At 45.9% G+C, this 17697-nt stretch carries 18 protein-coding genes and 3 other annotated features; of the genes, 5 read left to right on the forward strand and 13 right to left on the reverse strand.

The window, feature by feature from the left end; all coding sequences use genetic code 11:
- Together NYE53_RS18955 and NYE53_RS18960 are read left to right on the forward strand one after the other, a co-directional pair.
- The gene (locus NYE53_RS18955; protein ID WP_339246200.1) at positions 1-648 is read left to right on the forward strand and encodes an ABC transporter ATP-binding protein; all 648 of its coding nucleotides are present in this window, start codon (positions 1-3) and stop codon (positions 646-648) included.
- A complete protein-coding gene (locus NYE53_RS18960; protein ID WP_015714897.1) occupies positions 641-1201 on the forward strand; it encodes a hypothetical protein in 561 nt (186 codons plus the stop codon). Before NYE53_RS18955 ends, NYE53_RS18960 begins: the two co-directional genes overlap by 8 nt.
- Positions 1202-1249: 48 nt before the next feature.
- On the opposite strand, the gene speB is transcribed toward NYE53_RS18960, so the two are convergent.
- Positions 1250-2122, reverse strand: a complete 873-nt coding sequence (gene speB, locus NYE53_RS18965) for an agmatinase (protein WP_339246202.1) — start codon at positions 2120-2122, stop codon at positions 1250-1252.
- A gap of 60 nt (positions 2123-2182) precedes the next feature.
- The gene (speE, locus tag NYE53_RS18970) at positions 2183-3013 is read right to left on the reverse strand and encodes a spermidine synthase (RefSeq protein WP_003227543.1); all 831 of its coding nucleotides are present in this window, start codon (positions 3011-3013) and stop codon (positions 2183-2185) included.
- 201 nt (positions 3014-3214) lie between these two features.
- Here speE and NYE53_RS18975 point away from each other — a divergent pair, with 201 nt between their 5' ends.
- Positions 3215-5290 (forward strand): transglycosylase domain-containing protein, encoded by a 2076-nt coding sequence (locus tag NYE53_RS18975; protein ID WP_339246205.1) that lies wholly within the window; start codon positions 3215-3217, stop codon positions 5288-5290.
- Positions 5291-5582: 292 nt separating this feature from the next.
- Here the strand turns inward: NYE53_RS18975 and NYE53_RS18980 are convergent, their stop codons facing one another.
- Positions 5583-6101, reverse strand: coding sequence for a YwhD family protein (locus NYE53_RS18980; RefSeq protein WP_003244446.1), 519 nt, complete (start codon positions 6099-6101; stop codon positions 5583-5585).
- Positions 6102-6114: 13 nt separating this feature from the next.
- Entirely contained in the window at positions 6115-6774 is a 660-nt protein-coding gene (locus NYE53_RS18985) for a site-2 protease family protein (RefSeq protein WP_003243167.1), read from the reverse strand.
- Positions 6775-6882: 108 nt separating this feature from the next.
- On the opposite strand from NYE53_RS18985, the gene NYE53_RS18990 reads away from it, so the two are divergent.
- Positions 6883-7071 (forward strand): 2-hydroxymuconate tautomerase, encoded by a 189-nt coding sequence (locus tag NYE53_RS18990; protein WP_003222038.1) that lies wholly within the window; start codon positions 6883-6885, stop codon positions 7069-7071.
- A gap of 42 nt (positions 7072-7113) precedes the next feature.
- On the opposite strand, the gene NYE53_RS18995 is transcribed toward NYE53_RS18990, so the two are convergent.
- The 7 genes from NYE53_RS18995 to NYE53_RS19025 all read right to left on the reverse strand — a co-directional run bounded on the left by NYE53_RS18995 (position 7114) and on the right by NYE53_RS19025 (position 14623).
- The gene (locus NYE53_RS18995; RefSeq protein WP_339246207.1) at positions 7114-7533 is read right to left on the reverse strand and encodes a MarR family transcriptional regulator; all 420 of its coding nucleotides are present in this window, start codon (positions 7531-7533) and stop codon (positions 7114-7116) included.
- Between the two features lie 119 nt (positions 7534-7652).
- Entirely contained in the window at positions 7653-9569 is a 1917-nt protein-coding gene (thrS, locus tag NYE53_RS19000; RefSeq protein WP_339246210.1) for a threonine--tRNA ligase, read from the reverse strand.
- 53 nt (positions 9570-9622) lie between these two features.
- Positions 9623-9844: a binding site (T-box leader), on the reverse strand.
- Positions 9845-9875: 31 nt separating this feature from the next.
- Positions 9876-10097: a binding site (T-box leader), on the reverse strand.
- Between the two features lie 33 nt (positions 10098-10130).
- Positions 10131-10359 (reverse strand) — a binding site (T-box leader).
- A gap of 46 nt (positions 10360-10405) precedes the next feature.
- The gene (locus tag NYE53_RS19005; protein ID WP_339246211.1) at positions 10406-11818 is read right to left on the reverse strand and encodes an MFS transporter; all 1413 of its coding nucleotides are present in this window, start codon (positions 11816-11818) and stop codon (positions 10406-10408) included.
- Complete coding sequence (locus tag NYE53_RS19010; RefSeq protein ID WP_339246214.1) at positions 11815-12288, reverse strand: Rrf2 family transcriptional regulator; 474 nt, start codon at positions 12286-12288, stop codon at positions 11815-11817. The genes NYE53_RS19005 and NYE53_RS19010 overlap by 4 nt, the downstream gene beginning before the upstream one ends.
- A gap of 111 nt (positions 12289-12399) precedes the next feature.
- A complete protein-coding gene (locus NYE53_RS19015) occupies positions 12400-12900 on the reverse strand; it encodes a YwgA family protein (protein ID WP_003227524.1) in 501 nt (166 codons plus the stop codon).
- Positions 12901-12935: 35 nt separating this feature from the next.
- Complete coding sequence (locus NYE53_RS19020) at positions 12936-14237, reverse strand: HD domain-containing protein (protein WP_339246216.1); 1302 nt, start codon at positions 14235-14237, stop codon at positions 12936-12938.
- Between the two features lie 161 nt (positions 14238-14398).
- On the reverse strand, positions 14399-14623 hold the full coding sequence (locus tag NYE53_RS19025; RefSeq protein WP_003222050.1) for a DUF1450 domain-containing protein: 225 nt from the start codon (positions 14621-14623) through the stop codon (positions 14399-14401).
- A gap of 215 nt (positions 14624-14838) precedes the next feature.
- On the opposite strand from NYE53_RS19025, the gene rsfA reads away from it, so the two are divergent.
- Positions 14839-15615 carry a prespore-specific transcription regulator RsfA gene (gene rsfA / locus NYE53_RS19030; RefSeq protein ID WP_339246219.1) on the forward strand — a complete coding sequence of 259 codons (777 nt, stop codon included), beginning with the start codon at positions 14839-14841 and terminating at the stop codon, positions 15613-15615.
- Between the two features lie 143 nt (positions 15616-15758).
- Here rsfA and NYE53_RS19035 read toward each other — a convergent pair whose 3' ends face one another.
- Both NYE53_RS19035 and ywfL read right to left on the reverse strand, forming a co-directional pair.
- Positions 15759-16649 (reverse strand): carboxylate/amino acid/amine transporter, encoded by an 891-nt coding sequence (locus NYE53_RS19035; RefSeq protein WP_339246222.1) that lies wholly within the window; start codon positions 16647-16649, stop codon positions 15759-15761.
- Between the two features lie 168 nt (positions 16650-16817).
- Positions 16818-17663, reverse strand: coding sequence for an octanoyl-[GcvH]:protein N-octanoyltransferase (gene ywfL, locus NYE53_RS19040; RefSeq protein ID WP_339246224.1), 846 nt, complete (start codon positions 17661-17663; stop codon positions 16818-16820).
- Between the last annotated feature and the right edge of the window lie 34 nt (positions 17664-17697).

Genomic DNA, 17697 nt, shown 5'->3' on the forward strand with positions numbered 1-17697 from the left:
ATGACGTCTTATATCGAGTGTAAAAATATAGTAAAAAAATTAAAGGGAAATCATGTATTAGATGATATCAGTTTTTCAATTAAAGAAAACGAATTTGTCGTGTTAAGAGGCCATAATGGATCTGGAAAGACAATGATTTTAAGAGCGATCGCCGGACTGCTAACATTAACAAAAGGCGAAGTTTATGTTAACGGCCTCGTGATCGGAAAAGATATTGACTTCTCTGAACATACAGGTCTGTTAATTGAATACCCGAGCTTCATCCCTGTCTATTCGGGATTTCAAAATCTGAAATTCCTTGCTTCTATCAAGAAAAAAGTATCTGATGAAGAAATCAAAGAAGTAATAAGAAAAGTTGGGTTAGACCCCGAAGATAAGCGTAAAGTCAAACGCTATTCTTTAGGGATGAAGCAACGCTTAGGAATTGCTCAAGCAATAATGGAAAAACCCAAATTACTTCTTTTAGATGAACCGACAAATGCCTTAGACAAAAAAGGGATTAATCTTATACTGGATATCCTAAAAACCGAAAAAGAAAATGGCACAACGATTGTAGTGGCTAGTCATGATGATACACTATGTGAAAATAGTGTTGTCGACAGAATTATTGATATTAGTGAAGGTAAACTGGAGGATACAGATGAATAAACGTTGGATTTTCTTTATTGTTTTATTAATAATAGTAACTTTCAGCTGTGTTCGTTTCTATACAGTAAATGCCCAAAATGATAAATATACTCCAAAAAATATTAATATTGCCGCAAACCAAACGATCGATACAGGAAAAGGAATAAAATTTCATATTTTAAAACCATTAAAGCCGGTCAAGTCATTTGATAAAGATACAAATTCCATAAAATATATATACATTTTGCCTTTTAATGCTGAAAATACTTCTAATCATAAAATTACTCTAGAGGATCTTTCACCGGACGGAAAAAACTTTTTATTTTTTGGTCAGTATCAATATAATAAACAATTGATGCCTTATAATTATGATTTGCCGGATAAGTATCAATTCAATACAGAGATTCCACCAGGGAAAACAGTACTAGGATATGTAGGATTAAGTTTGTATCCCGACGAAAAAGTAAATTATAAAAATTTCAATCCTGAATCATCAAAAGTATCTGCTTATTATACTGTAATAGACGACGAATCTAATAAAAGAATTTCTTATAAAATGACTTTAAATAATTAAAAGATAAAAAAGGGCCTGGATGTAATTCAGACCCTTTTTTATTAAAAACTATTTCACAAACCCAAGCAGCATTTCACGGATGATTTTGCTGGCTGTGTTTGCCGTTTGCTCTGAGTGGTCATACACCGGTGCGACTTCCACTAAATCAGCGCCCTTTACGTTTACCTTTGAACGCGCAATTTCATGGACGGATGCAAGCAGTTCTTTAGACGTGATGCCGCCGGCGTCAACCGTTCCTGTACCCGGTGCGTGTGCAGGGTCTAATACGTCAATGTCAATTGTGACATAAACCGGACGGCCCGCCAGCTTCGGAAGCACCTCTTTCAGCGGTTCAAGCACTTCAAATTTTGAGATGTGCATGCCGTTTTCCTTCGCCCATTCAAACTCTTCTTTCATGCCGGAACGGATTCCGAATGAATACACATTGTGCGGTCCGATCAATTCTGCCGCCTTACGGATCGGCGTGGAGTGAGAAAGCGGTTCTCCCTCATAATCAACACGAAGATCTGTATGTGCGTCAAAATGGATAATCGCAAGGTCTGGGTATTTCTTGTACATCGCTTTAATGACAGGCCATGACACGAGGTGCTCCCCGCCCATACCCATTGGGAACTTCCCTTTTTCTAAAATGCTGTCCACGTACTCTTCAATCATATCCAGGCTTCGCTGCGGATTTCCGAACGGCAGCGGAATGTCGCCGGCGTCAAAGAAGTTCAAGTCAGCCAGATCGCGGTCTAAATATGGGCTGTATTCCTCAAGGCCGATTGACACCTCACGGATTCTGCTTGGACCAAAGCGTGAGCCCGGGCGATAGCTGACTGTCCAGTCCATCGGCATGCCGTAAAGAATGGCGTCCGCCTCTTCCCACTCGGGACGGCTCGCGATAAATACTTTTCCTGAATAAGCTTCATCAAATCTCATCTATAATACCCTCGCTTTCCTGTAAAAAAGCGCAAGATTCGCTCCTGCGCCATACCTTCATTATTTAATCAGGTCACTCACAAATTTCGGCAGAACAAACGCCGCTTTATGAATATCTTTTGTGTAATATTTCGTCTCAATATCGAAGAAACGGCTGTCTTCCACTGCAAGCGGATCATATTTCTTTGAACCAATTGTAAATGTCCACAAACCGCTTGGATATGTCGGAATGTTCGCCGTATAAAGCTTCGTAATCGGGAAGATTTCCTTCACGTCGCGCTGTACATTTGTGATTAATTCCGGTGTAAACCATGGGTTGTCCGTCTGCGCGACAAAAATGCCGTCTTCTTTCAGCGCTTTTGCGATTCCTGCGTAGAATCCTTTTGTAAACAGGTTTACAGCCGGTCCGACTGGTTCAGTTGAATCTACCATGATGACGTCGTATTGATTTTCAGATTTTGCAATGTGCATAAATCCGTCATCTACCTGCACGTCAACGCGCGGATCATCCAGTTTGCCTGCGATAGAAGGAAGGAACTTTTTAGAGTATTCGATCACCTTGCCGTCAATATCTACAAGTGTCGCTTTTTTCACGCTTGGGTGCTTCAGGATTTCTCTGATAACGCCGCCGTCACCGCCGCCGACTACAAGAACGTGCTCCGGATTTGGGTGCGTAAATAATGGCACATGCGCCACCATTTCGTGATAAACGAATTCGTCTTTTTCAGATGTCATCACCATGCCGTCCAAAAACAGCATGTTGCCGAACTCTTCTGTTTCCACCATTTCTAAATGCTGAAACTCCGTTTGTTCTGTATGTAACGTCTTGTTAACCTTCATCGTAATGCCAAAGTTTTTCGTCTGCTTCTCTGTGTACCAAAGTTCGCTCAATTGTCATCTCCCTTTCGAGGCTGTATTCATTTATTGTAAGCGTCTTATCAGCTTTTATTCTCGGTTGAAATCTCATTTTCACCTAAGGAAAAAGTATAGAGGATGGCGGGGAAAAAGTAAAGATGCGTCCTGTTCTGCGATGTTTAAAAACGATCTTTTTTTCTCATAATAGTAGAAACATAAAAAAAGGGGGAACCCGTTGTGGATGCAATGACAAATAAACGGCTGAGACTGACGCTGAAAACCGTTCGCGCCTTTATCTTTTTAGGGGCTTTTGCGGCCTTGGCGGCAGCTGCCGTGTTTATGACTGTCATTTTGATAGCCAAATACCAGGGCGCTCCCTCGGTGCAAGTGCCGCAATCCACGATTTTGTATGCGAGTGACGGCTCAAAGCTCGGGGAAACGAACTACGGCGAAAAGCGCTATTGGGTCCCCTTAAAGGACATGAATCCGACGATCGTAAAAGCGACAGTGGCGATTGAAGACCAGAATTTCTACGATCATCACGGCTTTGATTATAAACGCATGGCCGGCGCGGCACTTGCTGACCTCAAAGCATTTGCCAAGGTTCAGGGTGCAAGCACCATCACCCAGCAATATGCGAGAAACTTATACCTTGAACACGACAAAACGTGGAAACGGAAATGGAATGAGGCGTTCTACACGATCCGTCTGGAACAAAACTATTCTAAGGACGAGATATTAGAAGGCTATTTAAATACGATTTACTACGGACACGGCGCCTACGGCATTGAAGCAGCTTCCCGCCTGTATTTCGGCAAGCATGCCAAAAACCTGACGGATGCGGAGGCGGCGCTTTTGGCAGGAATCCCGAAAGGCCCTTCCGGCTATTCACCGTATGTCAATGAGACGAAGGCCAAGGAACGCCAGAAAACGATTGTGCGGATGATGGAAAAGCAGCAGATGATCAGCCAAAAGAAAGCGGATGAATTGATCATGGAACCTCTTTCCTATCAGCCTTTGAATAAACAAGTTTCCAAGAGAAAGGCTCCTTACTTCTATGACAATGCGATGAGAGAGCTGGAAAAAAAGCTCGGCATGACACGGGAGCAAATTGAAACGAGCGGGTTAAACGTCTATACAACGGTAGATAAACGGATGCAGCGCATCGCCGAGGAGACCATTACCGAAACGGTTAACGCGGGATCTGACATTCAAGTCGGGTTTTCAGCCATTGATCCCCGCACCGGAAACGTTCTCGCCCTTGTCGGCGGCAGGGATTATCAAAAAAGCCCGTTTGACCGGACGACACAGGCGAAGCGCCAGCCTGCTTCGACGATCAAGCCGTTGCTGTACTATAAAGCGATTCAGAGCGGATTTACGCCAGTCACTTTGATGAAAAGCGAAGAAACCGAGTTTCAAATTGATGCAAAGGGAGAAACCTATTCTCCAAGCAACTATAACGGATACTATGCCAACAAGCCGATTACGCTTCTGCAGGCGCTGGCGCTTTCCGACAATATTTACGCTGTGAAAACGCATCTTTTTCTCGGCACGAACAAACTTGTAAAGACGGCAAAGGAATTCGGCATTACCGCCCATCTTCAAGCACTGCCGTCCCTGGCACTCGGCACCGAACCCGTGCATCCGATTGAGATGGTCAACGCCTATGCCATGCTCGCAAATGGCGGAAAGAAAATCGAACCGACTTTTATTTCGCGAGTAACGGACGCAGCCGGCCACGTGCTGTACGAAAACCCGAATCAGCATAAACAGGTGCTTGATGAAAAAGCCGCTTTTGTCACAGCGAGTATGATGACAGGCATGTTTGATACCGATTTAAATGGATATACGTCGGTTACGGGGCGAACGATAGCCAACCGCCTGACAAGAACGTATGCCGGAAAATCAGGAACCACCAGCGCAGACAGCTGGATGATCGGCTTCAATCCGAAGCTGGCCGCCGGTGTTTGGACCGGCTATGACAAAAACAGCACCATCGACTCGGTCGAAGAAAAAAGCTATGCTAAAACCATTTGGGCGGACTTCATGGAGGACGCGCTCAAAGGCGAACCAGAAACCGCGTTCAAGCCGCCAAAAGGCGTAACCGGTGTGTACATTGATCCGGAAACAGGCTACTCATCAGGTCCCGGCTGCGCCGCTAAGCATTACACATATTTTGTGAAAGGGACAGAACCCGCAAACGTGTGCTACGGGGCAGAACCCGCAAAACAAACAAAAGACCGGCTTCCATCCAAAGAAAAGCCCGCTTCCGAGAAAAAGTGGTGGGACAAATGGCTGGGGCGACATCATTGAAAATAACCCGGCTCCTCGGAGGCCGGGTTATTCGTATGGTTCCTTCATAATCGATGGAAGAATGTTAGACAATCGAGCTGAACAATCAGTTTTGGGATAAAGTGGTGAATTTCTCATTTCTTCGGCGCTGGCTTTCATCTCCCAGTCGCCGACTCATATCCCCCTAAAAATGAAAAACCCCGAGTCTTGTTTCGGCTCGGGATTTTCCATGTCCTATTTCTGTATCACCAGTTTACTCAATGTTTACGAAAAATATCTCAAATACTTTAAAAGTTCACAGAAAATTCATAAATTAATTATTTTCCGGAAGCAGGCTCGTTTTTAACTCATCTGAGGAACGATCCCATAGGCCCTGATCATGCTTTTTCAGAAATTCGCCTAGTACACGCTTCGAGCTGTCGTCCATTTTATCAACGATGATTTTCCGTTTCATGGATTTATCCATCAAATTCACATGCTCAGGCAGCGACTTGTAGCCTCTTCTGATGCTTCTGTCGACCGTCATTTCACAGGCTGTCACACCAGCGTAATAAGGCCCCTCTTCTTTTCTGTCAATCGTTACCCACACAAGCCAGTATGGTTTTCCGTTCGGCACTTCTTCTTTATTCGGGAGAAATTTAATTCCTTTTTCAACGGTGCTGCGGGCATGCATGGCGCCGATGTCTACGAACGCTTCTTTTTCTTCTACATCAACGAATACGGGAGAAATGTTATCAAGGCTGAGTGCCCCTACGCCAAAACCGCCGTGTCCGTCTGTCGGATCACTTTTGATAATATTAAACCCGATTGATTTTTTCTTTTTTTCTTCCATGAAGTTCTACCTCCTACAAAAGCGGTTGAAATATCGCTGAAAACAGCTTTAAAATCGAATCTCTTCCTGCATTGAGCATCGGCCACAGCACGTAAGATCCTAGCGGTGTCACAAACAGCACCAAAAATACGATAAAGCCGTAGCTCTCCGCCTGCGTCATTTTGGCACGCACGCCCGGCGGAACGAGATCTTCTATAATTCGATAGCCATCGAGCGGAGGAAGCGGCAGCAGATTAAATAAAAACAAGACAAGATTCAGCTGTATCCAAATAGAAAAAAACTGATCCAGCCCCGTGCTGAACGCCGCAAGCATTTCCATTCCGTACGCATGCATCAACACTAACAAAAAGAAACCAATAAACGCAAGAATCAGGTTACTGACGGGCCCGGCTATAGATACGAGCACACCGGCAAGCCGAGGCTTCTTAAAGAAGCGGCGATTCACGGGAATGGGGCGCGCCCACCCGAAGCCGGCCACCAAAATCAAAATGGTTCCGAACGGATCAAGGTGTTTAATGGGATTCAGCGTCAGTCTTCCTTGTTTTTTCGCCGTATCGTCACCGAATTTGTATGCGACATAAGCGTGGGCAAGCTCGTGCATCGTAAACGACACAATTAGCGTGATGACGAGGTATGGCATTAAAGATAACGGATAATATAAAAAACGGTCCAAGTGAGATATCCCTCTTTCTCAAAATGCAAGAATTTACTTTATTCAGTATACTATAAGAAGCCTCTTTTTCTAAAGAGAGGAAACGAGATAAAGGAGGATTCAGCACCTATGCCATACGTAACTGTCAAAATGCTCGAAGGCCGTACAGACGAGCAAAAACGCAATCTTGTCGAGAAAGTAACAGAAGCCGTAAAGGAAACAACCGGTGCTTCTGAAGAAAAAATTGTTGTCTTTATAGAAGAAATGAGAAAAGACCATTATGCCGTCGCAGGCAAACGCCTGAGCGATATGGAATAATCTCTATAAAGCCGGCGCTTCGCGCACCGGCTTTTATTATCCCTATTGAGCCAGCTTCGCAATAATCGCCAAGAACGTCTCTTTCTCTTCGGCTGTTAAACGTTCAAACATGCCGTCAATCAGCTGCTGGCGGTTTTCGATCATTTGTTCAGCCGCTTCCCGGCCCGATTCAGAAAGCGTAATCCATACAGTGCGGCGGTCATTGTTATTTCTGGATCTCTCAATAAACCCTTCCTGCTCTAAATGATTCAGGGCTGTGGTCGTGGCAGAGGGAGACAGTGTAACCTCCTTCAAAATATCCTTTATGGTGCAGCTCCCATGTCTGTATATGATCCGCAGAATAAATCCTCTTACATTATTCACGTGTTTCGGAACGGTGGCTTCATCTAATTGCTTCGTGCTTTTCAAATATTTTGTAAGTGCGTGATCCAGCAAATTTGCTTCCAGTTTGTCATGGTCCATGTCAATTTCCCCATTTCGAGATGCATTCATAACATACGAACGATATGATTTACTTATTATTTTACTGATTCCGAATAGGGAAAGTCAAAAAAGCAAAATGTGAATTCACAGCTTTTATCCTACATGCCTCGATTTTCCACCTGTTTCACAAGCTTATCTTTGAATGTCTGAAAAGGAACATGTTCATTCTGCTGATGTCCGAATCGGCGGACGTTTACCGCATTCTCCTGCTCCTCATGATCTCCAAGCACCAGCACGTACGGGATTTTCTGCACCTGCGATTCTCTGATTTTATAGCCCAGCTTCTCATTGCGCTCATCAATGCCGGCTCTTATCCCCACCTGCTTCAGCTCCGCCTGCACTTTTCTGCAATAGTCTAAGTGAACGTGCGAAACCGGTATGATTTGAACCTGGAGCGGTGCGAGCCAGACTGGAAAAGCCCCGCCGTAATGCTCGATCAAAATGCCGAAGAAACGGTCGATTGAGCCGAAAACCGCTCTGTGGATGACAACGGGACGAACCTTCTCATTGAGTTCGTTGATATATGTTAAATCAAATTTTTCCGGCATTTGAAAATCAAGCTGAATTGTTGCGCATTGGTGGCTCCGTTTCAAGGCATCTTTTATGTGGAAATCAATTTTCGGCCCGTAAAATGCCCCATCGCCTTCATTGATCTCATAAGAGAGGCCAAGCTCCTCAAGGACGCGTGCTAAGGCACGTTCCGACGCTTCCCAAAGGCTGTCATCGCCTAATGAATCCTCCGGGCGAGTCGAAAGCTCAACAGAATACTCGAAACCAAATGTCCGATATACCTCATCAATCAGCCGAATCGCTTCTTTGATCTCACTCTCAATCTGATCCTCCCGAACGAAAATATGGGCGTCATCCTGACAGAACGTCCGAACGCGAAGCATTCCGTTTAAAGCGCCGCTGTATTCATGGCGGTGCACCTGTCCGAATTCCGCCATGCGAATCGGCAGATCCCGATAAGAATACAGGCTGTTTTTAAAGATGAGCATGTGGCCGGGGCAATTCATCGGCTTCATTGCGAATCTTGTATCATCCACTTCTGAAAAGTACATATTGTCGCGATAATGGTCCCAATGGCCTGACTGCTCCCATAACCGCTGATTCATCATAAACGGCGTACGCACCTCATCGTAGCCGGCATTTGTTTGCAGCTCACGCGAGAAGCGCTCCAGCTCATTGCGGACAATCTGCCCTTTCGGCAAATAAAACGGCATCCCCGGCGCTTCTTCAGAAAACATAAACAGCCCTAACTGTTTGCCGAGCTTGCGATGGTCTCGTTTTGCCGCTTCTTCCAGCATATGCAGGTGCGCATCCAAATCTTTTTTCTTTTGAAACGCAACCCCGTACACCCGCTGCAGGACTTCATTTTTACTGTCTCCGCGCCAATAAGCGCCTGATACTCTTGTCAGTTTGAACGCCTTGATCATCCCTGTAGAAGGAAGATGCGGCCCGCGGCACAGGTCAACGAATTCCCCTTGCTGGTACAGTGTGATATCCTCCCCGCGCGGAATATCCTTTAAAATCTCAAGCTTGAGCCGCTCGTCTTTTTGTGCAAACAGCTCTTCAGCTTCTTCGTAAGAAACCTCTATACGTTTGATTTCAAGGTTCTCATTTATTATGTTTTTCATTTCTTTTTCGATGGCCTCTAAGTCTCCTGATGCCAAGCTTTTCCCCAGCTTCATGTCATAGTAGAAGCCGTCTAAAATCACAGGCCCTACCCCCAATGACACTTCGCCGTACAGCCGTTTTACTGCTTGGGCCAGCACGTGCGCTGTTGTGTGGCGAAGCACCTGCAAGCCTTCTTGTGAATCGAGTGTGACAATCGAAAGCTCAGCATCCTCCTCCAGCTTGAAACTGAGATCAACAAGCTTGCCGTTGACCTGACCTGCGGCCGCCTTCTTTTGCAGACTGGAACTGATAGAACCAGCCGCTTCTTTGATTGTGATGCCTTTCGGATATTCCTGGATCTGTCCGTCCGGAAGCTGAATGTGTACATGTTTACTCATTTTAGAACACTCCTTATTCATTGTTGTATATAAAAAAACACACCCGTCCCGCAGATAGGGACGAGTGTGTGATTAACCCGTGGTTCCACCCAAGTTCCCGACAAATACTATGTTGTCGGCTCGGTGCTGTAACGCAGCATAGACGGCATTGGATACTTCAGTTCCCCAATGCTGCTCCAAGGCGGTAAATGATATTCCTAAGCTGGGAAGCTCTCACCTTTTCTTCCCTCTCTGAAAACCGTAACTATCATTCATGTCCTTTTCATCGCATATATTCTATTCATAAAAAAACACACCCGTCCCGCAGATAGGGACGAGTGTGTGATTAACCCGTGGTTCCACCCAAGTTCCCGACAAACGCGATGTTGTCGGCTCGGTGCTGTAACGCAGCATAGACGGCATTGGATACTTCAGTTCCCCAATGCTGCTCCAAGGCGGTAAATGATACTCCTAAGCTGGGAAGCTCTCACCTTTCCTTCCCTCTCTGAAAACCGTAACTATCATTCATGTCCTTTTCATCGCATTTATGTAGTTCATATAAAAAAACACACCCATCCCTCTAAAAGGGACGAATGTGTTGATCATCCGTGGTTCCACCCAAATTCCCGATCAATTACACATGGTGATCGGCTTAAAGATGCTGTAACGCAGCATGACGGTATCAGATACTTGTTTTCCCCGATACGGCTCAAAGGCGGTAAGCTGCTTTCCCTGCGTTAGGAAGATCTCAGCTGTCCTTCCCTCTCTGGAAACCGTAAAAAGCATCTCGTGTCCTTATCAGTGCCTGTTGTTTCAATAATTTTTTATATCTTACTATATATTCCCACAAAGCGCAATCAGTGATTTACATTTTTTTCTGACGCGGCAGTCCCGTTATGGGCAGCCAGAAACAGCCATACAAGCAATGCTGCGAGGCTGTATGCCGCTCCCATCATCAAAAACGTAAACCCGGCACCGGCATACCAAGTGGCGGACAGATGAATGATCACCCCGGTTATCGCTACGCCGACCAAGGCTCCGATTTGCCGGTTTGCATTTAACGCCGCACCGGCGATATTCGCATGTCTTTGCCCGGCAGCCTGCATGATCACAGTTGTCATGGCAGGAACTGTAATACCGGTACAGAGGTTCATAACAGACATCAACACCGCCAGCTGCCAATAAGGAAAATCCGGAGAAATCAGCACAAACAACAGCAATGCAATGATACAGCTGACCGCCATTGATACAAACATAAGCTGCCCAGCTTCAAATCGATTCGCCAGACGGGCAAACAGCAGATTGCCGATCACGAAGACCGCCATCATCGGCAGCAGCTCCACTCCAGCCATAAAGGAACTTGCCCCTCCTGCTTCCTGCAAAAAAAGGCTGAGCATAAACATGCCGCCAAAAAGGGCGAAATTCAGCAAAAACCCGATAAATTGGGCAGCTGAGAAGCGGCCGTTTTTGTATAAGGACGCCGGCAGGATGGGTGCTTTTGCAGAAATTTCCCGCAGCAAAAACAGCACAAATGCCAAAATCGCTGCAGTAAATGCTACAAGAATCACTGGCGAGCGCCAGCCCGCTGAAGGCCCCTGTATCAATGCATAGGAAAGAAACCCGAGAGCCATCATGCCAAGCAGATGCCCGATGATGTTCACGCGGCTGCTTTTTCCCGGAACGCGGCTGAGGATTCGGTAAGCTGAGATGAGCGCAGCAGCCCCTATTGGCACATTGATCAGAAAAATACTCTGCCAGCCCGCCAACTGTACCAGCACGCCCCCGATAAAGGGCCCAAGGCCTGAAGCGGCGGAAACAAGCGCGGCCCACAGCCCAAACATTCTCGCCCGCACCCGCTCATCAGGGTAAGAGGCAGCCAAAAGGCTGAGTGAGCTTGGCATAAACAAAGCTGCCCCAATTCCCTGTATGAGACGTCCGGCAATCAGCATCTGCCCATTTATAGATGCAGCGCATAGACAGGAGGCCAGAACAAAAACGGCTAGACCCAAGATATAGATCGTCTTCGAGCCGAAACGGTCAGCCAAGGCTCCGCCCGCCAGCAGAAGCGACGCAAAAGTAAGAATGTACCCGTCCACAACCCACGTTACACCTGAAAGTGACATTGAAAGAGTGTTTTTCATATCAGCCATCGCCACATTCACAACGGTCACATCAAGAGTTGCCATAAGGAAACCAAGTGCGAGCACGATCAGCACGGATATGCCTGTTGATGATTCAGAAGATTTTTGCAGATGCCCGCTGTGCTTCATTGCAATTGCCCCTTCAATTGCTCGTTTACCCACTCATCTATTTTTTCAAGATCATACAATTCCCCGACTCTGTCCATGACATGCTGCAAGGACTCTTCTCTCATAAGATTAGCCCATTTATCCTCAATTTCCCCCATGACTGTCTCCAGCACACAGTGACTTTCACCCTCGAATACAGATTGCAGCAGGCCTTTCCCCTGATACATCGAACCTCTGCCTTCGACCGCTTGATAAACATCATAAAGCGTAATGTCAGCCAAAGGCTTCGTCAGGGTAAAACCGCCCTTCGTCCCTGGTAAGGATTCTGCCAAACCGGCTTGAACCAATGTTCTCATCAGCTTCTTCAAGTAAGACGGAGACACGCGCAATCGCTGGCTTATAGCCTCTGACGTCAAAGAAGCCTGTACAGGCAGCCGTGACAGTAACAGCAGCACAGAAACCGCCTGCTCCATTCCTGATTTCATTTTCATCCTATTCACTCCTGATTCATTATGGATAACTATTATCCATAATGAATCTCTTAGCAGCTTTTGTCAATAAAAAAAGCAAAAGAAACGGATCATTTCTTTTGCTTGGTATGGTTAACAAATCTGCTTCAGTTCCTCTATGTATTGAAGCGCTTCGTCATATTCTTCATTTGTATATTTTTGCTTGCTTTTGATGGTAAAGACTTTTTCTTTCTTTTCCTCATCCTCAAGCCCGTCAAAGTAAAGGATCGTGGAAACCAGCTCTAAAAACCGTGATGAACGGCTGTTTACACTGTCGATATAGCCTTTCATATCCGGCATGTCCAGATCAGCATGGTCTAAAAATGCGGAGCCTGTCTCAGTCAGCGAATACCGGTATTGAAAGTAGCCGCCCTTTTTTTCCTTCACCTCATGCAGAAATCCAAGGTTGCACAGCTCTTCAATCTGGAGCGTCAGTTCCTCTGAATATGGTCCGTAAAAGTGAAAATCATATTTCTCATAGAAAGGAAACTGCATTTTCTTGGCGATATAAATCATTTTCTGCAGCTTCTTTCGCCCGATGATTTCTCCAGAATCCGAGAACACCTTCATCAGTTTTGCATGTTCTTTCAACAAATTCCCGACATCTCCTTTTTCCTTCTTTCCAATTTCTATGTCAGTCCCAGCAGCTGCCGGATTTTCATTTTCGCTTCCGGATGTTTAGAGCCGTCACAAATCAAGTCCTTTGGATAGTACAGCTTGTGGTCCGTCCGCCGTTTACCTGAGATGGATTCCACAATAGCCGACTGTCTGGACAGCTCTTTAATTTGGCCGTTTTGCGTCAAGAGATGGATCGGCAGACGCTCCTCTTCCTCTCCCGGCCGGTAAAAATCGTATGGCAGATCTGATGAAGAATCAACGACCAAATAATAGCTCGGATCGATCCCCGCCTCTTTGAACAATGAAGTCAGCTCAAAATAAGCCGACATTTCTTCATTAGGATTGAATTCAACGTATTGGAACAGCTGGCGGTTAATGAATCTGCGGCACAAGTCGGATAAAATCGCGTCTTCTTCATCCTCCCAGGCCTGGAAGTAATACAAAATAATAGATTCATCCAGCTTTACATAATCCTCCAGTGTCAATTTCCCTTCAAAAATAGAATAGAAATGAACCGGAGCGTGAGTGAAGACATAGCCTTCATCGTGCAGCTGCTTCGCCCTGTGAAGAATCTTCGTTAAAATGACCTCTGCACTTCTGGTCACAGGATGGAAGTAGACCTGCCAGTACATTTGGTAACGGCTCATGATATAGTCTTCGACAGCGTGCATTCCGCTTTCTTTAATGACGATCTGATCCTCGCGCGGCCGCATCACCCGAAGAATCCGCTCCATATCAAAATGGCCGTAGCTGACGCCCGTATAATATGCGTCGCGCTGGAGGTAATCCATGCGGTCTGCGTCAATCTGACTCGAAATCAGGCTAACCACTTGCTTGTTTTTATATGTTTTGGCAATGACTTCAGCAACATCCTGAGGGAAACCCGGGCTCACCTTTTTGAGCACCTGATTAACCTCCGTGTCTCCCAAAATGATACCTCTTGTAAAATCCTCGTGGTCAAGGTGAAAGACCTTTTCAAATGAATGCGAGAACGGCCCGTGCCCGAGGTCATGAAGCAGCGCCGCGGCCAAACAGAGTTCGCGCTCACTGTCATCCCATTCAGGGCGGCCTTTAAAGACGTCATCAACCATTCTTCTGACAATTTCATAGACACCGAGAGAATGGTTGAACCGGCTGTGCTCAGCCCCATGGAACGTCAAATAGGTCGTTCCGAGCTGCTTAATTCTGCGGAGACGCTGAAATTCACGGGTTCCGATTAAATCCCATATCAGCTTGTCCCGAACATGAACATAGCGGTGCACCGGATCTTTAAACACTTTTTCTTCTGATAATTTTCCATTTGGATACGCCATCGTCATTCCCTCTTTTTTTTAGCCGTGTTTCTATTATATCGACTCTATTCTTTGAAAACATCCTTGAATTTGCCCGGCGATTTGTTCCATCTTCATGAAAAACACATCTTGTGAAGCAAAAAAGCCTGACCTGAGGGCCGAGGCTAAGAAAAAATATGTTTTTACTTTTTTATTTTCTTTTTTACTTTGTCAATCAGCTCATCCTCTGTCGGAGCTGACAGCGGGCGATTGTTCACAAAAGCAAATGATTTTTTCCGTCCGGGCCCGCAATAAGATTGGCATCCTACCTCAACCTTTGCGTCCGGGTCCACTTCTTTCAAACGCGGCAGCAATGTTTTGATATTAGTGGCTTGGCAATCATCACACACTCGAAATTCATTAGCCATGACGTACGCTTCCCTTCATTTCTATGTTCATCTATGTGAATAACCTAAAATCACGTTTCAAAAAAAAATCACATCACTCTTCATTTTACAAGGATTCGACTGTTCCTGCAAGCCGCTCCATCCTTCGTATCTCCTATTCTTTCAGCCAATTTGTATAAATATTTTCCAACCTGGACATTCTAATACCATGAAAAGAAAAATGGGAGTTGAGATAAATGACAAAACAGCGACAAGACGCTTGGTCAGAGGAAAACGATCTGCTTTTAGCCGAAACAGTGCTTCGGCATGTGAGGGAGGGCAGCACTCAGCTGAACGCCTTTGAAGAAGTCGGCGATAAATTAAACCGGACATCCGCAGCCTGCGGATTCAGATGGAACGCAGTGGTCCGCCATCAATATGAAAAAGCGCTTCAGCTTGCGAAGAAACAACGAAAACAGCGGATGAGAGCGCTCGGAAACGGGCAGCCCGCGAAAAAAAGATTATTATATCAGCCTCCTGCCGTTGATCCTGAAATCATTCAAGAAACCGCTGCAGAAGAGCCGGTTAAAACGGAAACACCATCTGTCGAAAATGAGCAACCTTTAATGTCTGGCGAACATATGCCTTTTGTTGATGAAAGCTTTAAGGAAGAGTTAGCTAGTCTATCACACTTATTGTCTCCTCAAACGCCTGCAGCTGCGCCTGAGATGACGATGAATGAAGTGATCCGCTTCCTGCAGAATTACGAAGGCAATAACGAGCAATCATCAGCATTAAAAATGGAAAACGAGCGTTTAAAGAAAGAAAATCAGGAATTGCAAAACAAAACAGAGCAGCTAGAGGCAGAAGTTCAAAAGCTTGAAAAAGACCAAAAAACGATCCAAGAAGATTATGAAACCTTGGTGAAAATTATGAACAGAGCCAGAAAGCTAGTTTTATTTGAAGAAGATGAACATGCCTCTCCGTCCTTCAAAATGGACCGGAACGGCAATTTAGAAAAATTAGCGGAATGACATAGAAAAATCCCAAAACGGGCAGCTGTTTTGGGATTTTCGCCATGTACAAAATCCCCTTTTCTATTGAGAAAAGAGAATTTCCTCATTTTGCAGCCGGATCAGCTATTCTTGTAAAATGAGGCCAAGCTTATGTGAATCTATTAAGACATGTGAGCTGTCTCGGCCGTTTTTTGTTTCCGAGGCGCAGCAGAAATGACCAAAAGCCCCAGCATCATAAGCGCAATGCCCAGCCACGAGGAAGGCGAAAGCATTTCCCCTATGAAAAACACGCCAAGCAATGAAGCCGTCAGCGGTTCAGCTAAAGACAGCGTGACCGCCGCCGAGGCCGGAACCCCGGTAAGCCCTTTCGCAAACAAAAAGTATGCGGCACATGTTGCAATTAACCCGATGTAAAGGCTTGTTCCCAGTCCTCTAGGGGTCCATATCCACGAGATATCTGACTGCCATAATAGCGGCGTCAGCAAGATGGCGCTGAGCATGAATACAACGGCAGAAGTCGCTCGCGGAGGCTGGGTTTTCATCATCGCTTTACTGATGAGCGTATAGCCCGCAAAAGAAGCACCCGCTCCAAGCGCCATGAGAACACCAGCCACATCAATCCGAACATTGGAACTGTCGGAAAACAGAAGCCAGCAACCCGCTAAAGCCAGCACAGTCGCAATCCACCAGGAGTTTCGCGGGCGTTTCTTCAATACGGCCCACTCGAGGGTCCCGGCAATGATAGGCGCACTGCCGATGGCAATCACAGTTCCCACTGCAATTCCCGTTTCTTTAACCGCTGTGAAAAACAGCGGCTGGTAACACGCCATACAAATAGCGGCTAAAAATACGAGCGGCCATGACCAATTTTTCACGTGAAGCCCCCGGGTGATCCAAACCGCAAGCAGCATGGCGCTCCCTCCTATTAATAACCTGAACGCTCCAAATGCCAGCGGTGTGGCGCTTTCTGGAGCCAACGCCTGAACGGTTCCCGTAGTTCCCCAGAAAAAAGCCGCGATCAGCACAAACAAGCTGTGAAAATTCCCCTTCATCTGCCTCTCCCCTTTATATATGGATGCTGTTGTCATTTTATCGTTTTTCTTTTTGTCGTGGTTATCTTTATGTAAGAAGGATTTATCTGAAAATAAGATTATTGGGGTAAAATGCCGCTTGTGATAAAAAATGCATGCCGGCATATACAGCCGGCATGCGAAGAACGTTCACCCAAATACCTTTGCATTCCGCTCAGCCATCCGGGCGAGGTTTTTCTCAAATTCCATTTCCTCATCAATGGACAGTCCGGCAGAGTAAAGATGAGTGCTTAACGCTTTTAATTCCGTCAATAAAGCGAACATTAAGTCTTTTACGGAGATGTCTATTTGCAGAAGCTCACTTAAGGACGCCATCGTTTCCGGACGTATTTCCGGATAGACGCCTTTTTTATCGTTTTGTTTGTCTTTCAGCGCCGCTTGATAGAATCGTCTGATCAAGTCGGCCCTTTCACTGCCGCTCTTATCCGCACAGAGATAAATTTGAACAGCGACTCCGCCGCGAACGCGTCTCTGAGAGATGCCGGCGAACTTTTTGCCATTTATACTGAGGTCATAGCTGCCGGGACAATAAGACCCTTCAATTTCATAGGCTTCGATCTTTGCGTTGTACGGTCTCAGCATTCGTCTCATCAGCTCGACCATCGCTTCATATCCTTTGTCTATATCGATGCCTTTCTTTTCGTCCTCGAATATAAGAGAGATATTTAAAACACCGTCATCCAATACGACGGCAAGACCTCCGGAGTTGCGTACGATCACACGGTATCCTTCACTCTCCAGCAAGGAGATGCCATCCTGCAAAAACGGGAGGCGTGTATCCTGTATTCCAAGGACAATTGTATCGTGGTGCACCCATGAGCGCGCTGTCGCCGGCGACACGCCTTTTCCGACGGACATGCACAGCGTATCATCCATTGCGAAGGATTGCTTCGCATCAAATAAAGGGCCGAGACTGGATTGGTCAATGACTCTCCATTTCGGCTGCATCAGTAAATCAATCGGTTGGTTTGCCATCTATGTAAAACCCTTTCATGTTAGGCTTATTGAA

It is taken from the genome of Bacillus sp. FSL R5-0523, assembly GCF_037975295.1.
GTDB lineage: Bacteria > Bacillota > Bacilli > Bacillales > Bacillaceae > Bacillus > Bacillus subtilis.